Raw genomic sequence first — 22,806 nt, 5'->3', positions numbered from 1 at the left:
TTGAAACCTGAGGGGGTTGAATATGGACGACAAGAGGCCGCCGGCGGTCCGGACGGTCGAGGGGGCCGTGACGGGCCGTTGGCGGGCGGGGATGGCGGAGTTCCGCGGAATCCCGTACGCCCAGCCGCCAGTGGGCGATCTTCGTTTTGCCGCGCCTGTCCCGGTTTCGCCCTGGGACGGCACGCGGCAGGCGACCGAATTCGGCCCGCTGCCTCCGCAATCCGGGCCGGTCCAGACGGAGTCGGCGCACGAGACGGACTGGCTGACCCTCAACGTCGCGACGCCGGATCCGGGCGCGGCGGGACTGCCGGTGCTGGTCTGGCTGCCGGGCGGCGGATATGTCATCTCGGTGAGCAGCGACCCGACTTACGACCCGGCACTATTGTGTGAGGCGGGGTTGGTCGTGGTGAGCGTCAATTACCGGGTCGGCGTCGAGGGATTCGCGCTGATCGACGGCGCGCCGGCCAACCGCGGGTTCCTGGACCAGATCGCTGCCCTGGAATGGGTGCGGCGCAACATCTCCCGCTTCGGTGGCGACCCCGGCCGAGTGTGTGTCGCCGGGCAATCGGCGGGAGCGGGATCGATCGCGTCCTTGCTCGTGCTGGCGCAGGGCTTGTTCCGGCGTGCCATAACTCATTCGGTGCCAGGAGCTTTCGTCCTTCCCTCGCTCGCGAAGCAGGTCACCGCAGCGCTCGCGAACGGGGAAGACCTCCGGAACGTCGACCCGTGGCAGCTGGCCGACAGACTCACCGCATTCAACGCCAGCCTGTCCGGCCAGCACGACCGCTGGGGTCCGATGGCCCAAGTCGGCACCGGGGTTTGTCCAGTTCTGGACGAGACTTCCCTTCCTCGGACACCCTGGTCCGCACTCGAGGACGGTGCCGAGCTACTCGTCGGCCACACCCGCGACGAGTTCCGGCTGTTCTCCGTCATGGCCGGGCGGGTCGGCACATTCACCGCCGAGAATGCCCAAATGGCCCTCGACCTCTTTGCCCCGGAACCCGATGGCTATCACGCCGCCTACGCGGAAGCCAGCCCGGAGGAGTTGATGGAAACCGTCTATTCGGACGCGCTCTTCCGGATGCCGAGCCAGCAACTGGCCGAGGCGAACGCCTTGGCCGGAGGCAGGTCGTATCTATTCGAGCTGTGCCTGTCCGCGCCTGGTCTGGGTGCGTGTCACAGCCTCGATGTGCCTCTGGCGTTCGGAACTTTGGACAGTCCGGTCGGCCGCCAGGTGTTCGGCGAGAAGCCTGATGCCGCAACGCTTCGGGTGTCCGAGGAGCTTCGACAAGCTTGGGTCGGTTTCGCAACCAATGGCGATCCGGGATGGGCCGCCTATCGTCCCGATGAGCGGCTGACCCGCGTGCTGGACGTCGAGTCGAAGACTGTTCCGTATCCGGAAGAGGCTTCGCGGAAAATCTGGGAGCACCACACGCCGATCCCGTTCACCCGTCCCGCATAGGCGGTCCGATCTGCCGGTACCAGTCAAGAAGAGCAGGCTGGTCGACGCTGCCGGGATCGACCTCCGGATCCTCCCCACCTAACAACCGTTTCACGGGTACTTCCAGTTTCTTCCCGGTCCGGGTATGTGGAATCCCAGGTGCCGCAATGATTTCGTCGGGAACATGCCGCGCTGAAGCACCCTGGCGAATTGCGGCGAGAATGCGCTGCCGCACCGCGTCGTCGAGGCTCTCCCCTTCGACCAAGGTGACGAACAACGGCATCCAGTACCCGCCGTCACCCTGTTCAACGCCGACGACAAGTGCCTCCGCGATCTCCGGAAGTTCCTCCACCGGACCGTAAATATCGCTGCTGCCCATCCGCACGCCATGCCGGTTCAGCGTCGCGTCTGAACGGCCGTGGATAATGACCGAGCCGCGGTCGGTGATAGTCGTCCAATCGCCGTGCCGCCACACGTCCGGGAACGTGTCGAAATACGCGGCCCGGTAACGGATGTCGTCGGTGTCGTTCCAGAATCGCAATGGCATGGACGGCATCGGCCGTCGCACGACCAGCTCGCCGACCGTGCCGCGGACAGATTCCCCGTTAGGCCCCAACGAATCGAGCGCTACGCCGAGGCACGGAGCCGACAACTCGCCCGCCCATACCGGAGTGGTAGGAGCCGCACTCGCGAAGGCTGTGACGACGTCCGTCCCGCCGCTGCTCGAAACGACCTGGGCTCGCGGCCCGAGTTCGTGCTCGACCCAGCGGTGCAGGTCGGCCGGAAACGTCGATCCGGTGACGCCTAGCCGCACCAACGCGTTCAGATCGTGATCGCTAAGCCGGACATCGGCCTTGCGGCAGGATGCCAGGTAGCCAGGACTGGTTCCCAGCGTGTTGACCCGCAAGCGGGCGGCTAACTCCCACAAAGCATCCGGCCGACCGAATGCGGGGCTGCCGTCGTAACAAACCGCGGTCGCTCCGACCAGCAGAGCGCCGACGAGGGAGTTCCACAGCATCCAGCTCGGCGTCGTGTACCAAAGGATCCGATCGCCAGCCCGCAGGTCTTCATGGAACGCGGCATGCTTCAGCTGCTCAACGACCACGCCGCCGTGCCCGTGCACTATCCCTTTAGGACGGCCAGTGGTCCCCGAGGAGAACAGGATCCACAGTGGATGATCGAAAGGAACCGAGACGGGAGGCAGCGAATCGCCGCCCGTGAGCGATGACCAGGGAATCGCTCCAGGCACCGAGTCCGGATCGTCGACGACCACGGTCGCGGCCAAAGTGGACAGTCCGGCCCGCAGGGCGGCCACATCGGCGCTGCGTTCGACCGCCCGGCCGCCGTGCCGCGACCGGGTCGCGGTGATCAGCACAATCGGCGAGAGCTGCGCGAATCGCGCCTGCGCGGCCGATCCGACGTAGTCCAAACCGCATCCGGCCCAGATCGCCCCGAGGCTCGCGGTGGCCAGAAACGCGACGATCGCCTCCGCCGAATTAGGCAAATACCCCACGACCCGGTCGCCGGACGACACGCCCAGCGCGGCTAAAGAAGCGGCGACAGACCCGACCTGACGGCGCAATTCACCCCAGCTCAGCTCCGCTGGAGCGCCGTCCTCGGTCACCGCGATAACGGCAGTGGCGGCATCATCGCGGCCCCGGAACACCTCGGCCGCATAGTTCAGCGTGCTCCCCGGGAACCAGACACTGCCCGGCATCGCCTCGGTCGCCAGCGCCGGTTGTCCCTCCCGACGCGCGGGCAGCCCGAAGTAGTCCCACACCGCGGACCAGAAGCCGTCGAGATCCTGCACCGACCACTCCCACAGCGTCCAGTATCCGCCGGTCAAGTCGCGTCCGACCCGGGACGAGGCATACCGGGCGAAATCGGTGATCTGCGCTTCCTCCACGGGAACCCAGCCGGTCATCCGAGCTCCCATTCCGCGACCGTGGTCTGTACGGCCTTGGCCGCGAGCGCTTCGAACAGCGGCCGTCCGCCGGTGTCCGCCAAGGTGACGAACAGCCGTTTTCCGCCGTCGCTGCAGCACGCGATGGGGAAGGCCGTGCCGGTTGCGATCGTCTCGCGCACCGTGTTGTCCCGGACCAGCACGACTGCGTGCCCAGTCGTGGTCGCGACCCAGATTCCTTCCGACCCCGGCCAGATCCCGTCCGGACGAGCGTGGGGGCCGACCAAGTCGGCGAGGTCGGCATAAAGACGCCGGTCGGTCAGGGTCCCGTCCGCGCCGACGGTGAAGGCAGTCAGCCGTTGCGCAGCGGTTTCGGCGACGATCAAGGTGCGCCCGTCGTCAATGAAGGCGAGACCGTTGGGGAAGACGAGGTTCTCGGCGGCAACGGTGGCCGAGCCGTCGACGGCGACCCGCACCAGACGGCCTGGCCTCGGCGGTTCACCCGGCTTGAACCCGACGTCGTCAACATAAAGATTGCCCTGCTCGTCACCGACAAGATCGCCGAGCGGACCGGTGGCCACGGTGCTGAGATCCGCGTAGGTGGCGAACTGCCCGCCATCCCAGACACCGATGCGCTTCTCGTGCATCATCGCCGCGACGAGCCTGCCGTCGGGCATGAACCACAGCCCGTTGGACGGAGAGTCCAGCTTGGTAGCGCTCCAGCTCCCGCCGTGATCTGTCCACAGTCGACTGCCCTGGGTGTCAGACAGCCACAACGCGCCCTGATGCCAGCGCGGTCCCTCGCCCCAGGACATCCCGGTGCCGTACGGCTTCATGCGCGCACCTCCAGGCGTCGGGCGAGTTCCTTCGTCGCAGTCTCCAGCTCCGCTGTGTCGGCGGCCAGAGCGAAGGCGTACCGGTCCGGGCGGATGATGGCTGCAGTGGCTGAATTCGCGGCCAGCCACTCTTCGACCGCCGGACCAGCGTCGGCGACCACGGCGACGTCCAGGCGTCGCCACAGCTCCGCGATCTCCGCTGACACAGCCTGCTTGCCGACCACGACGAAGTTGTATCCAGTGACCTCGTCGAGCCGGATACCGTCAGCTCGCGGTTGTGGGCTGAGCCAGCTGGGCTCGTCGCTCAAGCCGGGGCCGAGCGGCGGCCTGAGCGGTTCGAGGGTCTGGGGTTCTCCCAGCTCCGGGTGGGTGTCGCCGATGCCGAAGGACTCGATGAGGTTGGCCTGCCGAGCGGATTCGGCGATGTAGGGGCGAACGTGCGGGGCGCGCTCAGTTTCGTAGGTGTCGAGCAGGCTGTCGGGGCAGGTGCCTTGGACGACGGCGGCGAGTTTCCAAGCGAGGTTCGCCGCGTCGCGGAGTCCGGAACACATGCCCTGCCCGAGCATCGGCGGCATCTCATGCGCGGCGTCACCGGCGAGGAACAGCCTCCCCGAACGCCAGCCGTGCACGAGCCGCGCGTGCCATTCGTAAGTGTCGGCTCGCATGATCCGGTAGCTGCCCGGCTCGATCCAGCGGCTGAGCGCGTCGTACACCGCCTGCGGGCGTTCGAGCGCGGCGGCGTCGTCTCCGTCGAGGAGCATGAATTCGAACCGCAGCATCGGGGGAAAGATCGGCACGTAGGTAATCGGCCGTTGTCCTTGGCACAGAATGAATCCGGACTCCGCGGGCAGCGCCGGAGGATGCTCGAACGGATGGATGTCGACGATGAGCGAACGTTGCGTCCCCTCCAGATCTTCGACTTCGGAGCCCGTCAATTGCCGGACGAACGAATTCGCTCCGTCCGATCCGACGGCGTAGGCCGCTTTGAGTGTCTTGACCTGGTCCCGATCGGTCACGGTGAGGTAGACGGCGTCGGCGTCCTGGGTGATCTCGGTGACGGACCAGCCGAACCACAGGTCGACGTTCGGGTCGCTCGCGAGCAAACCGCGCAGCCGGGATTCGAAATCCGGTTGGTGGAACTGGTAATCCGTACGCCAGCCTTGTCCGGATTCCCCTCGTGCGTGGGCGAATTCGAGGAAAGGCGTCCCGTCCGGCAGTTGCAGCGTCCATCCGGTCTGCCGCAGGAACCGCTGTTCCAGATCGGCCGCGCCTAGCGTTTGCAGGGTGCGCATCGATTCGTCGTCGAGATGGGTCGCTCGCGGATGGTGGCAGACGATCCGGTTCGGATCGATCGCCGCGACCCGAAGTCCTTTCGCGCTGAGCAGTCGCGCGAGGGCCAAGCCGACCGGACCGCAGCCCACGAGAGCGATGTCATAAGTGTCCATTACTGTTCCTCCGCTCAAGCCGGTTCTTCGATCGGCTGCGACGTGGGTGTGCGCCGGAAGCTGCCCAGGGCAACGGTGAGAAGCGCCCCGAAGATCGCCGGTACCGCGAAAAGCAGGAAATTCCACTGTGGAGCGAACCCGGCGGCAAGGATCCAGCCGCCGAGCACCGGCCCGGCGATCGCGCCGATCCGGCCGATTCCCAGCGCGACCCCAATGGCGCTGGCCCTGGCATGCGCCGGATACGTGCGGGCGATGTACACGTTGATCAATCCCTGCACGCCGAACGCGCCCGCGCCGCCAATCAGCACGATTATGGAAAGCACGATCAACGGCGACCGGACGCTCAAGGCAGCCATGGCGCCCGCGGCGACGACGAAACAAGCGATAATGGGGATTCGCGACCCCGCCCGGTCGGCGAGCACCGCGATCGCGAGGCCGCCGACAGTCGCGCCGACATTGAGCAGGGTAAGGAACATCAGCGACGAATCCAGCGGATATCGCGCAGCCTGCATCAATTGCGGCAGCCAGGTGTTGATCCCGAAGATGAGCAAGAAGGAACAGATCACCATCACGCAGAACAGCATGGTCGTTCCCGTGTACGGCGACCGCAGCACGACGCGGAAGCCGCCTGCTCCCGTCGGCTCTCGCCGATAGACCGGTGATTCGGGCAGCCAACGGTAAGTCATCGGCAGCAACAGCAGCCCGACCACGCCGCCGACAACATACTCCGGCCGGAAGTTGTCTCCGTGCAGGAAGGCCGCGGCCACGACGGCGGCCAGCGACCCGCCGACCGTAACTCCACATTGGACGATCGCCGAGCTGATGTTCTTCCGCTTCGGCGGCGCGAGTTCGAAGATCAGCGGCCCCATCGCGGGGTAGACGGCGCCGACGCCCAGTCCGACGACGAGCCTGCTGGCGCCGAACAGTTCTGGGTCGGGCGCGAGCGCGCAGGCGAACATGCCCAGCGAGACGACCGCGATGCTGACCAAAGTCGTCCGGCGGCGTCCGTATCGGTCGGTGAGCGGACCGACCAGCAGTGCGCCGAAGAGCATGCCCACCGGGGTGAGACTGCCCAACGTGCCCAGCTCGGGAAGGGAAAGGTGCCACGGCTGGTGCCGGAGCAACAGCGGCGTCGTCGCTCCGAAAGCGACGAGGTCGTACCCTTCCAACGTCATGACGGCCAGCCCGATCGCGATGGCCTGCCACGGCATCATCCTCACGTGCTTGCCTTTGCCGTCGGCAGGCGCAGCACCCGTTCGGCGTTGCCGTGGCTGATTTTCTCCCGATCGCGGTTGCTGATCGGCGCTTGTTCGAGGAACTGGACGGCCTCGGCGGTGTCCTCGAAGGGATAGTCGACGGCAAACAGGATCGCGTCCGCGCCGACGGCCAGGATCGCCCCGGCGAGCGCGGCCGGGGAACACACGCCGCTGGTGGTGATCAGGATGTTGTCGCCGAAGTATTCCGACGGTTTCCGTTCAAGGGTCCGGTGTTCCTGCCGATCGTAGCGGGAATCAAGCCGCGCGAGCTGAAACGGCAGGAACTCGCCGAGGTGGCCGAGAATGAGCGTGGCGCCCGGATGCCGATCGAAGACGCCGCCGAAAATCAGCCGGAGCGCGTGCCCGCTTGTCTCCGCAGCCCAGCTCCACAATGGACCCCTCAGTTCGGGTCGCCCTTCGAGCACCTGCCACGGCTCGGCCGGGGGAGCGCCCGGGTGCAGGTAAAGCGGCACCCGCAACTCCTCGAGCGCCGCCCACACCGGTTCGTAGCGCGGGCCATCGAGGTAGCTGCCGTTGGTGTGGTCGTTGACGAGCGCGCCACTCAGCCCGAGCGTGCCGACGGCGCGATGGAGTTCCGCCACCGCTGCCTCGGGATCCTGGAGCGGCAACGCGGCCAGTCCGCGGAACCGATCCGGGTGCTCGGCGATCACCTCGGCTAGATGATCATTGGCGATCCGGGCGTCTTTGACTGCCTGGCCAGCGTCGGTCAGCCCCTGAATTCCAGGTGCGGTAAGGGAAAGCACCTGGACGTCAATTCCATTCCGGTCCATTTCCGGCAGCCGGTAAGTCGTGTAATCGCACAGCCGTTTTCCCCAGTCCGCAACCCACCGCGCGGCGGTTTCCGTCTTGGGCACTGGGTAACCGGCCTGCAGTTCGGGAAGCGCGAACGCTTCCTCCATGGCGATGTAGCGCAAGGTCTTTGCCTTTCCCTCGGCGGTTTGCTCAACTGCCTTCCGCGTGCGCGCCGGTCATGTGCGCCGCGAGGTCTTCCGGATTGATGAACGACGGCGGAGGCGGCGGACCCCATTCGTAGAGCGACTGGATGCCCTCGAACGACCGCGGCGTCCAGAGCTGATCGTCGACGATGGCGTCCATGTCGGAGTAGTACTCGGCGAAGTTCCCGGCGGGATCCTTGAGGTACCAGAAGAAATTCGACCCGATGTGGTGGCGGCCCAGTCCCCAGACGTGGCGTTCCGGATGCTCGGCGAGCATGCTCATCGCTCCGCGCCCGACATCGTCCACATCGGACACCTGCCACGACGTGTGATGCAGGAAGTTGAGCGGAGCCTGTTGTACCAGCAGGTTGTGGTGATCGGTGGAACACCGCAGGAACGCGGCGCGGCCCGGGACCACGTCGCTGACCTTGAACCCGATGCCGTCGGTGAAGAACCGCTGAGTCGATTCCTGCTCGACCGTCCCGATCACCACGTGCCCCAACGCGAGCGGCCGGACCGGTTCGGTCCGAGACAGCACAGGTGCCCGGGTGTTGGCGCGGTCCAGCCGACCAGGCCCGTTGTACGGCGTCGCGGGCACGGCCGCGCGTACCAACCGAGGCGCGACGACCGCTTCGACCGCGATGTCCGCGATCGGCTCTCTGGCGCGCAACGTTTCCGCCTCGCGCTGCACCGGAATGCCCAACCGGTCAAGGTTCGCAGCGATACGACCGAGATCGTCAGCGTCGTCAACAGCGACGGTCATCCCCAGCAGCCGACGGACTCGCGAGTGCTGAAGGACGAACTGCTCACCACCCTCGACCGTGGCGAACCGCCCCGGCGCGAGCTGCGTAAGCCCGAAGTCGTCGTAGTAGCCAGCGGTTCCAGCGACGTCCGGTACGCCGACGGTCAGTGACTTCAATCTGTGCAGTGCCATGGAATTGCCCCTTTCACCCGGCGACGCAGATCTGCCGGAGCTGTCCGATGCCCTCGATCCGCGTGACCACTTCGTCGCCCTGCTGCAGGTAGCGCTGCGGAGACCGCGAATGCCCGACGCCCGAAGGCGTGCCGGTGAAGATCAGGTCTCCCGGCAGCAGCGGACAAACTGCCGACAGCCGGGCGATCAGCTCGGCGACCGAGAAGACCATCGACGACGTGCGCGCCTTCTGGACGCTCTCGCCATTGACGAGGCATTCGATCGCGAGATCGTCAGGGTCGGCTAGTTCGTCGGCCGTCACGAGCGCTGGCCCAGTCGGTGCGAACCCCGGAAACGACTTGCCGAGCGAAAACTGCGGGACGGGCCCCGCGGCCTGCACGACCCGTTCGGAAAAGTCCTGTCCCACAGTCAATCCCGCCACGTGCAACCAGGCGTCCTCGACCGCGGTCTTCTCGGCCCGACGGCCGATCACGACCACGAGCTCCGCCTCCCAATCGACGAACTCGCTGGGCAGCCTCAGCTGGGTGTCCGGCCCGGTGAGAGAAGTGGCGAACTTCGTGAAAGTGGCGGGTGACTCCGGCAGCGCCAGCCCCGCTTCCTGCGCGTGCTCCCGGTAATTCAACCCGATCGCGAAGACCTGCCGCGGCTTCGGCGAAGGGCCCCCGGCTTGGCCCTCGGGCACCGCCGGCCCGCCGGTCGTCGCTCGCCCCCACTCCGCGAACTCGGTCCAACGCTCGAAAACCGCGAGCGGATCGGCCGGAAACCGCCCGCCGCTCGCGCCCTCGACGTCGATCGCCTTGTCGTCGAGCACCAGGCACATCCGGCCCGCCCGTGTCGTCGTCTTCATTTCTCCGCGTCCTTCCGCTGCTTCCCGGCCAGTGAACACCTGGTAATCTCGATAAGTCAACTAAATCTCGAGATTCTGGCGTTAGTGCGTAACCAGGTACGATCTGCGACATGACTGGCGTTCGCAGCACGACCCGCGTCGAAGACGTCTACCTGCGTCTTCGCGCCGACATCCTCAACGGCAGGCATGAACCCGGGTCGCGACTGCGGGTGGAAGCGCTCAAAGGCGACTACGACGCCAGCAGCGGCGTCCTGCGCGAAGCACTTCCCCGCCTCGTCGGCCAGGGACTCGCTACTTTCGCGCCGCAGCAAGGCTTCCGAGTCATCGATGTCTCCCCGGAGACCCTGCAAGACCTCACCGAAGCGCGCGTGGTCGTCGAGACGCACGTGGTCCGCGAATCCCTCGCGCACGGCAGCATCGAATGGGAATCTGACCTGCTCGCGGCGCACCACAATCTCGCCCGCACGACGTTCGCCGACGAGTCAGACGCGATCAACGACCGATGGCTGGCCGCACACGCCCGATTTCACCAGGTCCTGCTGGAGGGCTGCCCTAATCAACACCTGCGCGCGGTGGCGACGCAACTGCGCGAATCCGCCGAGGTTTACCGATGCTGGGCCCGCACGTCGAGCGAGGACAGCCACCGGGATGTCGCCGCGGAACACCGGCTGATCTGCGAACGCGCGATCGAACGAGACGTCCCGAGCACTGTCGAAGCGCTGCGGGACCACATCGAGCTGACTACGAAGCTGCTGCTCGACGAGTATCGGAACCGGGGAGGCGAATAGTTGGTGTGACCATGCCTCAAGTTTTGCCGCCTCGCGCCGCTGCCGTCCAAGACTGGCTCGCTATCCGGCGATAACCTGACGGCATCGTTGTGGCCTACTGGCCGCCGCGCTCGACCAGGTACTGCTGTTCGAGTCCCGGATAACTGAGATCAGCCGGGAACTCGTCCTGGGACAGCAACCCGATCGCCCAGGGAACCGGACAGGGCGAGCTGTGCTCGGGTTCGGGGCACAGCAGGAGCTTGATCTGCTCGACCAGGTCCCGAGCCTGGTCCTCGGTCGCGTAGATGCCCACCCGGATCTCATGGGTCTTGCGTTCGTCCGTCATCGGATGGCCTTCCCGGATGCTCGTCATGACCAGCAATAGCGAGTTCGATGGCCTGCGGGCAAACGTTTTTCCTCAGCCCATGCTTCTTGATCAGCTCGGGACGATCAGCACGACGGTTACGGCGAAAATGATCCCGCCACAGCCGCCGAGCAGTACGGCGCCGACTGTGCGAGGGAGCCCGTTTCTGGTGAGCACAAGGAAAAGTCCGACTGCGCCGAGCACGAGCGCGACCGCGCCAAGAATCAGCAACGGGGGCGGAAACGCCATCGCGGGCCCGGCGGGCTGCGGGTCGGTGAACGACGGGCTCTCGGGAGGCGTGCCAGTTGTTGGAACAGGTTGAGCCACCGTTTCGCTGGGCTGCGGTTGCGTGCCGGAACAGCCTGTCAGCAGTGCCAGAACCGTAGAACACGTAAGAATCTGGCGCGGACGGCGCATGCGAGCTCCCTCTGGCCGGGCAACCGTGGCGACGGGCACTGGCGGGAACCGGTCCGCCTCCGCAAAAGGACGTTACCGCTGGCCGTGCTCGTCACGCTGGGCGCAATTTCCTTCGCCACGGCAGCACTCTCCGCAATCGGCGCACGGCCTTCCGGCGGTCGTATGGCCTGAGGGCGCGAACCCGACGATCCGCCGCCTCGGCAGCCATCTCGACCGCGATGGACCGGCCACCGGTGTGCGGCCGATGAACATCCGCTTCTTCTGGATCGGTTACGCAACTCGGCGGTGCCCACCCGATGAACTCACTCAAGTGGGTGACCTGCAACGAGGTCAACACCTGCTCTCGGCCGCTCCGGTGGACCAGTCGAGTCACCTGGTCGTGTCTGGTTTCGAAACCGTGAACAACAGTAGGTAATCTTCCGTAACGGGTGCGGGGAGCCGCCTCCAACCCACGGTTTGCCGGAGGGCTTCGTTGATCAAGCTCATGTTCGCCGACGACGAGGAACTAGTTCGGTCGGGGCTGCGCGCCATGATGTCCGGGGCGTCGGACATCGAGATCGTGGGCGAGGCAAGCGACGGCAGATCGGCGGTCGAGGTCGCCCGTCGCTATCACCCCGACGTCGCGCTGCTCGACATCAAGATGCGCGCCCCTGACGACGGCATTCGCGCGCTTCGGGCCATTCTCGCGCTGCCCGATCCGCCGACCGTCGCCATGCTCACCACGTTCGACATCGACGAGTACGTCAGCCTCGCGCTGCGGCTCGGCGCGAACGGCTTCCTGCTGAAGGACATCGACCCGGCGGCGTTGCTGCGGGCCGTGCGCGACCTGGCCAAGGGCGGGGCCGTCCTCGACCCGGGCGTGGCCGTGCGCATGGTGCAGAGCCACCGCGACGAGCAGCGGGCCGCGCAGCCGGCGCGCAAGCTCCTGGCCTCGCTGTCCGAGCGCGAACGCGAGGTCGTCGCGCTGATCGGGCAGGGGCTGTCGAACGCCGAGATCGGCGGGCGGCTGCATCTCTCCGAGGCGACGGTGAAGGGGTACGTGTCGGCCGTCCTGTCGAAGATCGGCGCGGCCAACCGGGTGCAGGCCGCGCTCCTGGCCTACCGCGGCGGGCTCCTCGACCAGTAGAACCAGCACATGCTGCTGACCGCGCTCGAGTTCCTCGGGCTGGTGGCGTTCGCGGCGTCCGGGGCGCTGGCCGCGGTCCGGGCGCGGCTGGACGTGTTCGGCGTCGTCGTGGTCGGGCTGACCACGGCGCTCGGCGGCGGCATCATCCGCGACGTGCTGCTGGGCATCCATCCGCCGACGTCCCTGCGCAACTGGCCGTACCTGGCCGTGTGCGCGGCGACGGCCCTGATCGTGTTCGCCTTCCATCCGCAGGTCGCCCGCCTGCGGCACGCGGTGCTGCTCGCGGACGCGGTCGGGCTCGGCGTGTTCGCCACGGCGGGGACGACGCTCGCGCTCAACGCGGGCGCGACCGGGTACGCCGCCTGCCTGATCGGCATGACCAGCGGCATCGGCGGCGGCGCGCTCCGCGACCTGCTGCTGCGGGAGATCCCGCTCGTGCTGCGCAAGGAGATCTACGCGATGGCCGCGCTGACCGGCGCGGTCTGCGTCTGGGCGGGGCACGCACTGAGCCTCCCGGCCGGTGCGGTCACGACCGGCTCCGCGGTGGTCGTGGTCGCGATCCGCGTGCTCACGCTCTGGCGACACTGGAACGCTCCGGTCGCGCGGCCGCCGGAAGAGCGCTCGTTGTGATTTCCGCGTCCGCGACCCCCGGTGCGGCCAGTACGAATATGCCTTCTGTCCACAGCTCGTCCGGGAATGCTCTTTGTGTGTTCTGCGTGTGTTCTTAGGCGGGTCTCAGCACTCTGCGTAAGACTGGCGCCATGCGCATCCTCGTAGTGGACGACGACCGTGCCGTCCGTGAATCGCTCAGGCGGTCTTTGGAGTTCAACGGCTACACCGTGGAGCTCGCGAGCGATGGTGCGCAGGCGTTGGAGACGATCCTCGCCAACCGTCCGGACGCGATGGTTCTCGACGTCATGATGCCGCGCCTCGACGGGCTCGAAGTGGCCCGCCGGCTGCGCAGCACCGGCGATGACCTGCCGATTCTCGTCCTGACCGCGCGCGACACCGTCTCCGACCGGGTCTCCGGCCTCGACGCCGGCGCCGACGACTACCTGCCCAAGCCGTTCGCCTTGGAGGAACTGCTCGCCCGGTTGCGCGCCCTGCTGCGCCGCGCCGTGCCGGACGGGCAGCAGGGCGAGACGTCGGAGGTGCTGTCGTTCGCCGACCTCACGCTGGACCCCGGCACTCGCGAGGTCCGCCGCGGCGGCCGCGAGATCAGTCTCACCCGCACCGAGTTCGCGCTGCTCGAGCTGTTCCTCTCGTACCCCAAGCACGTGCTGACCCGCGGAAGGATCCTGGAGGAAGTATGGGGTTACGACTTCCCGACGTCGGGCAACGCGCTGGAGGTCTACGTCGGCTATTTGCGCCGCAAGACGGAAGCGGACAACGAACCGAGGCTGATCCACACGGTCCGTGGAGTGGGGTACGTCCTGCGCGAGACGCCGCCGTGACCGACCACCCGGCGGGCGAGCAGGCCGCGCCGGCGGGGGAGGTCCCCGATCCGCGGGGCACCCGGTGGAGCACCCGCCGGTTCTCGCTGCGCGGCCGCGTCACGCTGCTGGCCGCCGCGTGCGTGGCGGGTGCGGTGGCGCTCGTTTCCCTGTGCGCGTACCTGGTGGTGCGCAACAACCTCCTGAGCCAGCTCGACGACAACCTGCTCGCCCGCGCACAAGCCGCGGCGAACTCGCCGCAGGTGCCGACCGACCAGCTGCGCGAGGTGCCGGGTGCGCTGCTGGCCAGCGCGGACCTGCAGATCGGCCAGCTCAACGGCGTCACCGGTGACCTGATCTATCCGCAGCCGGGCACCCGGCCGCCGGTGGGCCCGGCCGAGATGCGCGTCGCGACTGGCTTGCTGTCGCAGTCGCTGCGCACCGACGCGACCACTGGCATGCGGGTGGTCGCGGTGCCGCTCGGGCACGGCCAGGCGATCGTGCTGGCGCAGTCGATGGCTCCGACGATGCGCGCGCTGAACCAGCTGTCCGTGGTGCTGTTTCTGGTCGGCGGCGCCGGGATCGTGGTGGCCGCGGGCGCGGGCACGGCGGTCGCGCGCGCTGGCTTGCGCCCGGTCGACCGGCTGACGTCGGCCGCCGAGCGAGTGGCCGCGACCGGTGACTTGCGTCCGATCCCGGTGAGCGGGGACGACGAACTCGCCCGGCTCACGCACAGTTTCAACATCATGCTCGGCACGGTCGCGGACTCGCAGGGACGACAGCGGCAGCTGGTCGCCGACGCCGGGCACGAGCTGCGCACGCCGCTCACTTCCATGCGCACCAACCTGGAATTGCTGCTGTCGGCCAGCCGTCCGGGCGCGCCGTCGCTGCCGGACGAGGACCGCACCGACATCGAGGCCGACATCCGCGGCCAGCTCGACGAGCTCACCCAGCTCATCGGCGACCTCGTGGAGCTGGCGCGGCAGGACGAACCGCGCGAGCAGGCCGAGCGCGTCGACTTGATGGACGTCGTCGAGCGCGCTCTCGACCGGGCACGCCGCCGGGCGGGCGAGATCGAGTTCGAGGTCGCGCTGCAGCCGTGGGTGCTCACCGGCGACAACAGCTCGCTCGAACGGGCGGTGCTGAACCTGCTGGACAACGCGGTGAAGTTCTCGCCGCAGGGTTCGCGCGTACGGGTCACGCTGCGTCCGCTCGGCGACGGCACCGCCGTGGTCGAGGTCGCGGACTCCGGACCCGGCATCGCCGAGGAAGACCTGCCCAAGGTATTCGACCGTTTCTACCGCTCGTCGGAGGCGCGCACCCTGCCCGGATCCGGCCTGGGCCTGGCGATCGTGCAGCACGCGGCCGAACGGCACGGCGGCACGGTTTACGCCAACCGGGCACCGGAAGGAGGGGCTCTGCTCACGATCCGGTTACCAGGGGCGCCGGTCGCCTGACTTGTCCGCCACGCTTGGCGGTCGCCCGGCAGGGGGACGCTCGATCTGCATGTCGCGCACACCTGATGTTGAATCGTGTAGGATTTTGTGTAGTTGATGGTGTGCTTGGGGAGTGGCGGTGCTCGCGCGGCAGCGACAGGCGGTGATCCTCGAGGAAGCACGCCGGACCGGTGCGGTCCGGGTCAGTGACCTCGTCGCGAGGCTGGGCGTCTCCGATATGACGGTCCGCCGGGATCTTGACGTGCTCGCGGGCCGCGGCCTGGTCGAGAAGGTCTACGGCGGCGCGACGTCGCTGGTCGGCAAGAGCACCGACGAACCCGGGTTCGAGGCGAAGTCGGTGCGCCAGCGCGCGCAGAAGGAAGCTATCGCCGAACTCGCCGCCACCCTCGTCAAACCGGGCACCGCGATCGGCCTGTCCGCGGGCACGACCACCTGGACGCTCGCGCACGCGCTCGACGGCGTCGAGGGCCTCACCATCGTCACCAACTCGATCCAGGTCGCCGACGTGCTGCGCAGTGCCGCCCAGCCGGACCGCACGGTGGTCCTGACCGGCGGGGTGCGCACTCCGTCGGACGCGCTGGTCGGCCCGGTAGCCGTGCAGAGCCTGCGGACGCTGCACCTCGACCTGGTGTTTCTCGGCGTGCACGGGATGGCGGTGGGGCCCGGGTTCACCACCCCGAACCTCACCGAAAGCGAGACCGACCGCGCGCTGGTGGAGGCCGGACGGCGGCTCGTGGTGCTCGCCGACCACACGAAGTGGGGCACGGTCGGCATTTCCACGATCGCGGACCTGGAAGAAGCGCAGGTCGTGGTGACCGACGACGGACTGGACGACCGCGCGCGGGAAGACCTCGCGGAGCGGGTCGGAGAACTCATGATCGCCGAAACGGCGGAGAACCTCGAGGCAGAAGAAGCGTGAAACGCACTGTGGCGCACCTGGCCGACGGCCGGGAGATCATCTATTTCGACCACACCGACGCCCACGAGCGGGTCGCCGCGGACACCCGCGACCTGCCGCCCGTCGCGGCGGCCTCGGAGATCCGCCGCGACCCGCTGACCGGCGAATGGGTCGCGATGGCGGCACATCGCCAGACGCGCACGTACAAGCCGCCCGCCGACCTCTGCCCGCTCTGCCCGACCCGGCCGGGCAAACCGAGCGAGATCCCCGAGGCCGACTACGACGTCGTCGTGTTCGAGAACCGGTTCCCGTCGTTCTCGCAGCAGGCGACCGGCGATCCGTCCACTGTGGACGGCTTGGGTCTGGTGCCGACCGCGCCGGGCCTCGGCCGCTGCGAGGTCGTGTGCTTCACCAGCGACCACGACGGCGCGTTCTCCCGGTTGACTCCGGAACAGGTGCGCCTCGTGGTGGACGCCTGGGCCGACCGCACGGCCGCGCTCGCGCGGACGCCCGGCGTCGAGCAGGTCTTCCCCTTCGAGAACCGCGGCGAGGAAATCGGCGTCACGCTCTCGCATCCGCACGGCCAGATCTACGGCTATCCGTTCGTCACGCCGAAGACCGAGCGGATGCTGGCGGTCGCGCGCGAACACGGCGGGTCGGTGCTCGGCGACGTGCTGGCGGCGGAACAGAAATCCGGCGAGCGCGTGATCGCCACGGGCGAGCACTGGACGGCTTTCGTGCCGCCGGCCGCGCGGTGGCCGGTGCACATCCAGATCGTGCCGCACCGGCAGGTGCCGGACCTCCCCGCGCTCACCGACGCCGAGCGCGACGACTTTTCCCGCGTGTACCTGGACGTGCTGCGCCGCTGCGACGCGCTGTACGACCGGCCGCTGCCTTACATCGCGGGCTGGCACCAGGCGCCGGTGCGGCGGGACCGGGAACTGTCGTGGCTCCATTTGGAGCTGTTCTCCGTGCTGCGGGCCAAGGACAAGCTGAAGTACCTGGCCGGATCCGAGTCGGGCATGGCGGTCTGGATCAACGACGCCACGCCGGAACAGATCGCGGAACGGCTTCGCGCGGCAGGCTGACCGGAACTCGCGGCATACTCATCTACGAAACACAGGTTCGACTCAGGAACCTCTCAGGCCCAGCCGCTTAGGTGAAGACATGACCGAGAACGACCCCCACGCGCCCGACTCCGCGGCGGGTCGCCAGGACCCGGGTGCCCAGCCGGGCGCCGAAGGCCAGGCGGCTTGGCAGCAGACCCCCGCTCAGCCAGCGAGCCAATCCCCGGCAGCCGATCCGGCGGGCGGCGACGCGGGTCAGCAAGTTCCCGGCGCGACCGGCACGACTGCCGCGTACGGTTCGGCCGCTGAGGGCTCGGCGGGGACGTCCGGCCCCGGTACGGCGAGCGGTGACGCTTCCGGCGCGTACGGAGCGCCTGCGGGTCAGTACGGTGTCGCCGCGGCCGGCGGCACGGCGTACGGAACCGGCGCTGCTCCGACTGGAGGCATGCCGAACCCGTGGTCGGCCCAAGGCGCGGCGGCGTCGCCCGCCGGCGCGTCCCAAAGCGGGCAGTTCCCCGGCGCTCAGCAGCAGCCCGCGGCGGGTCAGCCGTACGGCAGCCAGTACCCCGGCGGGACGCAGACTCCGCCCGCCGGATCCCCGGCCAACCCTTACGGCGCACCGGGAACCGCGGTGTACGGCGTCCCCGCGCAGCGCGAGAAGAAGGGGTCGGCGGGCAAGCTCCTCGCGAGCGTCGCCGCCATCTCGCTCGTGATCGGCGGCGTGGCGGGCGGGACCGTTGGGTACCTCACCGGCGGATCCGGTTCGTCGGTGAGCGCGCTCGACGCGCCGAAACCCGCGCAGCAGACCGGCAACGTGCCCGCCGGCTCGGTCGAATCGGTGGCGCAGAAGCTGTCGCCGAGTGTCGTCGAGCTGCAGGTGTCCGGCCGGACCGCGGCGGGTGAGGGCTCCGGCTTCGTGCTCAGCAGCGACGGCTACATCCTCACCAACAACCACGTCGTCCAGGTCGCCGCGAACGGCGGCCAGATCCAGGCCGTGTTCCAGGACGGCAAGAAGGCCGCGGCGAAGGTCGTCGGCCGGGACCCGACCACGGACATCGCCGTGGTCAAGGTGTCCGGCGTCGGCAACCTGACTCCGGTCGAGCTGGGCCGGTCCGACGACCTGCGGGTCGGGCAGCAGGTCGTCGCCATCGGCTCGCCGTACGAGCTGACCGGCACGGTCACCTCGGGCATCGTCAGCTCGCTGCACCGTCCCGTGCAGGCGGGCGGCGACGAGACCGACCAGACCACGGTGATGGACGCGATCCAGACCGACGCCGCGATCAACCCCGGCAACTCGGGCGGCCCGCTGTCGAACATGAGCGGCCAGGTCATCGGCATCAACTCGGCCATCTACAGCCCGAACTCGGGCCGCGGCCAGGGCAGCGGCGGCGAGGGCGGCAACGTCGGCATCGGCTTCGCCATCCCGATCGACCAGGCACGCCGCACCGCGCAGGACATCATCAAGACCGGGCACGCGACCCAGACGTTCATCGGCGCGAAGGTCACCGACGCGCCCCAGGGCGGCGCCCAGCTCGGCGACATCACGCCGGGCAGCCCGGCGGAAAAAGCCGGCCTGAAGTCCGGTGACGTGGTGACCAAGATCGACGACCGCGTCATCGACAGCGCCAACACACTCGTCGCCGCGATCCGCACACGCGCCCCGAACGACCAGACGACCTTCACCCTCGCCGGCGGGCGCACGGTGCAGGTCACTTTGGGCGGGCAGGCGGTACCGGCCAACTAGAATCGCTCGGCCGCCGTGGCGCGGCCGAGACCAGCCACGGCTCGACCCCCTATCCGCGCTTGGGGCCGAACCTTTGCAGGCCGCGCGCGACCGGAGCATCCGAGCCGGTCGCGCGTGGCCGTTTTTAGTGACCAGCGCCGGAAAACCGGCTCGCGCACGAAAACACGGAGAGGCTCTCCGTGCCGCCTCCGACTCGGCACGGAGAGCCTCTCCGCGTGCGGTGAGGTGCCCACCCGCCTGACGTCCCAAACGCCGAATCCGCGGGAAAATTCCGGTACCGGAAGAAAACCCAGGTCAACTAAGTTCGCGGGCCCGAATTTTCCGTGCCGCGCGATACCGGACCCGGACAATCCGGACGACCACCGCCGCCAGGACAGCACCCCACACCACCGCGAGCGTCGCCGCCAGCCCCAACCACGCGTTGCCGTCGTGCAGCCCAGGTTTCGGCGGCACGCCATACGTGCGCCACAGCAGCGGGAACGCCACGAAGCCCAGCACCGCCGTCAGCGCCGCGCCGACCTGCACTGGCCCCCGCCACGGCTTCGGCAGGATTCGCGCCAGCAGCAGGCCAACCACGCCCGCGACCGGGGCGAACACCGCGTCGTTGACGATCGGGCCACCGCCGAGCCACAGCAACGTCGTGAAGCTGTCCGGCCACGCCGGTGCCGCGTAGTCGAGGAACAGCACAACCCCGTACGCCAGCGCCGCTAATCCGGGCAACGCCAGCACAATCCGCGCGGTCTTCACTGCACCTCCAGCTTCGAGACCCACTTCGTCTGCAGCACGCCCGGCCTGCTGGGCGCGATCACGCGGCACGGATAGCCGTGGTCGAGGTTCAGCACCTCGCCGTTCAGTTCCAGCGCCAGCAACGTGAGCGGGTCGGCCGTGTGCTCGCCAGGCAGCACGCTGACGCCGTACAGCCCGGTCTTCTCCAGCGACGACACGCGCACGTCGACCCCCGGCGAACTGCCGGCCGCACGCAACAGGTCCGGGAACGAGATGCCGTGCCACGTCGCCATCTGGCTCCATCCCTCGACGCACGCGATCGGCAAGTCCACAGTGGTCTGCGGCAACGCCCGCAACTCGGCCAGCGTGAACTGCCGCGTTCCCGCTGGCGTCACCACGGACAGCCGCCACCCGGGATCCTGCGCGGCGCGCGTCACCTGAGCCGCCACAGCCGTGCGGTTGACCGGCAACTTCTGCGAACCTTTGTCCGAGCTCCACGACAACCCGGACACGTTCCGCAGGGCGGGAACCGTCGCTCCCGCAGTGGCCAACACAGCGACTCCGGTCGCGATCCCAGTGGTGGTCAGGAATCCTCGGCGCGACAACCCCGGGCCAGACGGCTCGACCGCCGCACGCTCTCGCGTCAGCGCCCGCCGGATCACCGGGAGCTTCACCGCGACGTGCACGAGGACCGACCCGATCGCCACCCACGCCACCGCGTAGTGCACCTGCGGAAAGTAGAAGTTCCACGGGTAGTTCTGCGCGACGTTCAGCAATCCCGAACTCAGCTCGAAGAACGCCGCCCCGGAGAGGACCAGGATCGACAGCCGCTCCACCGCGTGCGGCACCGAACGCACCAGCGGCCGCTCGAACAGCTTCGGGTAGACACTCCACAGTTTGGCCAGCAGCAACGGAATCGCCGCGATCCCGGACAGCACGTGCGCGCCCTGCGTCACCCGATACAGCCAGACGGGCCGGCTGGGCCAGAAGAACCACTCGGGCGGATGCTGGATCAAATGGCTCAACAGCCCGGTGACGAAGCAGATCAGGAACGCGAGTCCGAGCAGGCTGCCGACCCTGGCTGTCACGCGCTCGCCGTGCGCGCCGCCCTTGAACTGCTCCGCCTTCGGGACCCGGCGATCGACGGCACGGGCTCGTTCGCCGATCTTGGCTTGTGCCGAGGTGACCCGAGCATCGAGTCGGCGCCACGCGGCCGCCAGCCGTCCGCGTTTCACGCGCGTGCCAGCTTCGCGAACCAGCGGTGCCCGCGACTGGTCGTCCACACAACCCGGAACCCAGTCCGTACCGCGATTTCCGCGATGGCGTCGACGCCGACCCACGCCCACGTGAACCACCGGCCGTCCGCGGGATCCGGCCGCAGCCGGACGTGATCCCGGCGTACGCCGTGGCCGGGCTCCTCCAACTCGACGAGCACGTCACCGTCGGGCGTGAGCAACTCGCGTACTCGCCGCAGCAGCGCATCGGGATCGCCACCGATCCCGATGTTGCCGTCGGCCAGCAACACGTGATTCCATCGTCCCTCGCCAGGCAAGCGAGCGAAAACGTTGCGCTGCAACGCGCTCGCCCCACGGCGTCGAGTCAGTCGCACGGCGACCGGCGAGCTGTCCACACCAAGGGTCACCACGCCTCGGCGCGTCAACGCGGCAGTAAGACGGCCAGGTCCGCAGCCGACGTCGAGCGTCGGACCCTCGCACGCGTCGAGCAGGACGGCGTCGCCCGCGTCGCAACCGTCCGCCCAACGACCGACCGGAAGCTCGATGCGGCCACCGTTCGCCAACTCCAGCCAGCAGTGATAGCCAAGAAGCCCGCGGTCGAATTCCCGGCCGGTCACGAGTTTCATGCCATCGCTCCCACTGCGTCGACCGCGGCCGCGAACCTGCCGCCGGGCCGGATCGCGGCCACTCGCACCGCGTCCGCCATGGTGTCCACATCGGACAACGTCGGCAGCTCACCTGCCCGGAGCCCCGCATCCGCCAACGCCGATCGGGTGCGAAACCCAGTATCCGGACGCGACATCGGAACTCCGGCGAGCACTTGCGCCTGCCGCGGATCAGCGAGCCCAAGCCCCCACCAGCCGCCGTCTTCAGCGTCGCCCAGCACCGCGCGGCTGGCTCCGGCGACGACCGGCTCGATCGCCGCCGCGAACAACGCGGGAGAGACCTGCGGCGTGTCCATGCCGATCTGCAGCACGGGCAAACCGGCATGCACCGCAGCGGTGTCGGAATGCGCATTGGCCAGCCGGGTACCGAAATCCCAGCCCCGTTGCGCAATCACAGTCGCCTTGCGCAATGCGCGACCGATCTCGGCACCCCGCGCCGCTGCCGCGAGGTCGCCCGTCATCGCCACCACGGTGATCGCGCCGTCCGTGGCGAACGCGGCGTCCAACGTGTCGAGCAGCGCAGCAGCGGCGATCTCCGCTGCCTGTTCCGCGGTCGCGGGCGGGCACAACCGAGTCTTCGCGAACCCCGGCACCGGGGCTTTCGCGACCACAAGCAGGCAGAACTTCATCGGACCAACACCCGCCCGAAGTCCCGCACCGCACGCAATGTGCCGCGCACCGAACCGGACACCTTCGATTTCGTGCCCCGCGCCCGTTCCCGGTAAGTGACGTCGAATTCCTGGACCACCCAGCCCGCACGCTGAGCCTTCACCAGCAGCTCAAGCGGATAGCCGAACGCCCGGTCGGCAACGCCGAGAGCCAGCAGTTCCCGGCGACGCACCGCCCGCAGCGGCGCGATGTCCCGCACCGGCAGCCCGCGCGACCGCAAGAGCAGTGAGAGGACGGCATTGCCTGCTCTCGCGTGCCACGGCCAAGCCGCCCGGGACACCGGCACCCGCCGTCCGACCGCGAGGTCAGCGCCATCCGCGACCGCGGCGACCAGACGAGGCAGTTCGGCCAGATCGAGCGATCCGTCCGCATCCGCGAAACAGACGATGTCAGCGGTCGCGTTCTCCAGCCCGGTGTGGACGGCGGCCCCGTAACCGCGCCGCGGCTCGTCGACGACCTTCGCGCCGTGCGCGGCCGCGACGCCGGGAGAACCGTCGCTCGATCCGTTGTCCACGAGGATCGCGCGATACCCCGGCGGGAGGCCGGCGAGCACGCCGGGCAGTGCGGCCGCCTCGTCGAGACAGGGGAGGACGACGTCCACTCCGAATTCGTTCACGAGG

At 68.5% G+C, this 22,806-nt stretch carries 23 protein-coding genes; 9 read left to right on the top strand and 14 right to left on the bottom strand.

The window, feature by feature from the left end; translation table 11 throughout:
• The first annotated feature begins 22 nt into the window (after nucleotides 1-22).
• Complete coding sequence (locus ABZX37_RS23890) at nucleotides 23-1,462, top strand: carboxylesterase family protein (protein WP_354742933.1); 1,440 nt, start codon at nucleotides 23-25, stop codon at nucleotides 1,460-1,462.
• On the opposite strand, the gene ABZX37_RS23885 is transcribed toward ABZX37_RS23890, so the two are convergent.
• From ABZX37_RS23885 to ABZX37_RS23855, 7 genes are read right to left on the bottom strand one after another with little or no spacing between them, the layout of a single operon-like run.
• Nucleotides 1,446-3,365 carry an acetoacetate--CoA ligase gene (locus ABZX37_RS23885; protein ID WP_354742931.1) on the bottom strand — a complete coding sequence of 640 codons (1,920 nt, stop codon included), beginning with the start codon at nucleotides 3,363-3,365 and terminating at the stop codon, nucleotides 1,446-1,448. The two genes, ABZX37_RS23890 and ABZX37_RS23885, sit on opposite strands and share 17 nt — an antisense overlap.
• Complete coding sequence (locus ABZX37_RS23880) at nucleotides 3,362-4,180, bottom strand: SMP-30/gluconolactonase/LRE family protein (protein WP_354742929.1); 819 nt, start codon at nucleotides 4,178-4,180, stop codon at nucleotides 3,362-3,364. The genes ABZX37_RS23885 and ABZX37_RS23880 overlap by 4 nt, the downstream gene beginning before the upstream one ends.
• Nucleotides 4,177-5,625, bottom strand: coding sequence for a bifunctional 3-(3-hydroxy-phenyl)propionate/3-hydroxycinnamic acid hydroxylase (locus ABZX37_RS23875; RefSeq protein WP_354742927.1), 1,449 nt, complete (start codon nucleotides 5,623-5,625; stop codon nucleotides 4,177-4,179). Before ABZX37_RS23875 ends, ABZX37_RS23880 begins: the two co-directional genes overlap by 4 nt.
• Nucleotides 5,626-5,639: 14 nt before the next feature.
• Entirely contained in the window at nucleotides 5,640-6,839 is a 1,200-nt protein-coding gene (locus ABZX37_RS23870) for an aromatic acid/H+ symport family MFS transporter (protein WP_354743006.1), read from the bottom strand.
• Nucleotides 6,840-6,841: 2 nt separating this feature from the next.
• Nucleotides 6,842-7,816 carry an amidohydrolase family protein gene (locus ABZX37_RS23865; protein WP_354742925.1) on the bottom strand — a complete coding sequence of 325 codons (975 nt, stop codon included), beginning with the start codon at nucleotides 7,814-7,816 and terminating at the stop codon, nucleotides 6,842-6,844.
• Between the two features lie 28 nt (nucleotides 7,817-7,844).
• On the bottom strand, nucleotides 7,845-8,771 hold the full coding sequence (locus ABZX37_RS23860) for a VOC family protein (RefSeq protein WP_354742923.1): 927 nt from the start codon (nucleotides 8,769-8,771) through the stop codon (nucleotides 7,845-7,847).
• Nucleotides 8,772-8,784: 13 nt separating this feature from the next.
• Nucleotides 8,785-9,618: a fumarylacetoacetate hydrolase family protein gene (locus ABZX37_RS23855; protein WP_354742921.1), complete on the bottom strand. Its 834-nt coding sequence runs from the start codon at nucleotides 9,616-9,618 to the stop codon at nucleotides 8,785-8,787.
• A 110-nt stretch (nucleotides 9,619-9,728) separates the two neighbouring features.
• On the opposite strand from ABZX37_RS23855, the gene ABZX37_RS23850 reads away from it, so the two are divergent.
• A complete protein-coding gene (locus tag ABZX37_RS23850; protein WP_354742919.1) occupies nucleotides 9,729-10,406 on the top strand; it encodes a GntR family transcriptional regulator in 678 nt (225 codons plus the stop codon).
• Between the two features lie 94 nt (nucleotides 10,407-10,500).
• On the opposite strand, the gene ABZX37_RS23845 is transcribed toward ABZX37_RS23850, so the two are convergent.
• Nucleotides 10,501-10,758, bottom strand: a complete 258-nt coding sequence (locus ABZX37_RS23845; RefSeq protein ID WP_354742917.1) for a hypothetical protein — start codon at nucleotides 10,756-10,758, stop codon at nucleotides 10,501-10,503.
• A 63-nt stretch (nucleotides 10,759-10,821) separates the two neighbouring features.
• A complete protein-coding gene (locus ABZX37_RS23840; protein ID WP_354742915.1) occupies nucleotides 10,822-10,998 on the bottom strand; it encodes a hypothetical protein in 177 nt (58 codons plus the stop codon).
• Nucleotides 10,999-11,638: 640 nt separating this feature from the next.
• On the opposite strand from ABZX37_RS23840, the gene ABZX37_RS23835 reads away from it, so the two are divergent.
• From ABZX37_RS23835 to ABZX37_RS23805, 7 genes are all read left to right on the top strand, one after another.
• Nucleotides 11,639-12,292 (top strand): response regulator transcription factor, encoded by a 654-nt coding sequence (locus ABZX37_RS23835; protein WP_009083595.1) that lies wholly within the window; start codon nucleotides 11,639-11,641, stop codon nucleotides 12,290-12,292.
• Between the two features lie 9 nt (nucleotides 12,293-12,301).
• A complete protein-coding gene (locus ABZX37_RS23830) occupies nucleotides 12,302-12,922 on the top strand; it encodes a trimeric intracellular cation channel family protein (protein ID WP_354742913.1) in 621 nt (206 codons plus the stop codon).
• Nucleotides 12,923-13,053: 131 nt separating this feature from the next.
• On the top strand, nucleotides 13,054-13,746 hold the full coding sequence (locus tag ABZX37_RS23825) for a response regulator transcription factor (RefSeq protein WP_354742911.1): 693 nt from the start codon (nucleotides 13,054-13,056) through the stop codon (nucleotides 13,744-13,746).
• Nucleotides 13,743-15,182, top strand: a complete 1,440-nt coding sequence (locus tag ABZX37_RS23820) for a HAMP domain-containing sensor histidine kinase (RefSeq protein ID WP_354742909.1) — start codon at nucleotides 13,743-13,745, stop codon at nucleotides 15,180-15,182. Before ABZX37_RS23825 ends, ABZX37_RS23820 begins: the two co-directional genes overlap by 4 nt.
• Nucleotides 15,183-15,300: 118 nt before the next feature.
• The gene (locus ABZX37_RS23815) at nucleotides 15,301-16,101 is read left to right on the top strand and encodes a DeoR/GlpR family DNA-binding transcription regulator (RefSeq protein WP_354743004.1); all 801 of its coding nucleotides are present in this window, start codon (nucleotides 15,301-15,303) and stop codon (nucleotides 16,099-16,101) included.
• Nucleotides 16,098-17,168 (top strand): galactose-1-phosphate uridylyltransferase, encoded by a 1,071-nt coding sequence (galT, locus tag ABZX37_RS23810; protein ID WP_354742907.1) that lies wholly within the window; start codon nucleotides 16,098-16,100, stop codon nucleotides 17,166-17,168. Before ABZX37_RS23815 ends, galT begins: the two co-directional genes overlap by 4 nt.
• A gap of 79 nt (nucleotides 17,169-17,247) precedes the next feature.
• On the top strand, nucleotides 17,248-18,891 hold the full coding sequence (locus ABZX37_RS23805; RefSeq protein WP_354742905.1) for a trypsin-like peptidase domain-containing protein: 1,644 nt from the start codon (nucleotides 17,248-17,250) through the stop codon (nucleotides 18,889-18,891).
• Nucleotides 18,892-19,185: 294 nt separating this feature from the next.
• On the opposite strand, the gene ABZX37_RS23800 is transcribed toward ABZX37_RS23805, so the two are convergent.
• The 5 genes from ABZX37_RS23800 to ABZX37_RS23780 form a co-directional block, all read right to left on the bottom strand.
• Nucleotides 19,186-19,638: a hypothetical protein gene (locus ABZX37_RS23800; protein WP_354742903.1), complete on the bottom strand. Its 453-nt coding sequence runs from the start codon at nucleotides 19,636-19,638 to the stop codon at nucleotides 19,186-19,188.
• Entirely contained in the window at nucleotides 19,635-20,705 is a 1,071-nt protein-coding gene (locus ABZX37_RS23795; protein ID WP_354743002.1) for a molybdopterin-dependent oxidoreductase, read from the bottom strand. Before ABZX37_RS23795 ends, ABZX37_RS23800 begins: the two co-directional genes overlap by 4 nt.
• 143 nt (nucleotides 20,706-20,848) lie before the next feature.
• Nucleotides 20,849-21,478 carry a class I SAM-dependent methyltransferase gene (locus tag ABZX37_RS23790; protein WP_354742902.1) on the bottom strand — a complete coding sequence of 210 codons (630 nt, stop codon included), beginning with the start codon at nucleotides 21,476-21,478 and terminating at the stop codon, nucleotides 20,849-20,851.
• Nucleotides 21,475-22,146, bottom strand: coding sequence for a DUF2064 domain-containing protein (locus ABZX37_RS23785; RefSeq protein WP_354742900.1), 672 nt, complete (start codon nucleotides 22,144-22,146; stop codon nucleotides 21,475-21,477). Before ABZX37_RS23785 ends, ABZX37_RS23790 begins: the two co-directional genes overlap by 4 nt.
• The gene (locus ABZX37_RS23780; protein WP_354743000.1) at nucleotides 22,143-22,787 is read right to left on the bottom strand and encodes a glycosyltransferase family 2 protein; all 645 of its coding nucleotides are present in this window, start codon (nucleotides 22,785-22,787) and stop codon (nucleotides 22,143-22,145) included. Before ABZX37_RS23780 ends, ABZX37_RS23785 begins: the two co-directional genes overlap by 4 nt.
• Between the last annotated feature and the right edge of the window lie 19 nt (nucleotides 22,788-22,806).

Origin of the sequence: Amycolatopsis sp. NPDC004079 (genome assembly GCF_040610415.1) — a bacterium.
GTDB classification, from domain to species: domain Bacteria; phylum Actinomycetota; class Actinomycetes; order Mycobacteriales; family Pseudonocardiaceae; genus Amycolatopsis; species Amycolatopsis halotolerans.
Note: the sequence above shows the minus strand (reverse complement) of the source record. Positions and strands in the feature narration are given on the sequence as shown.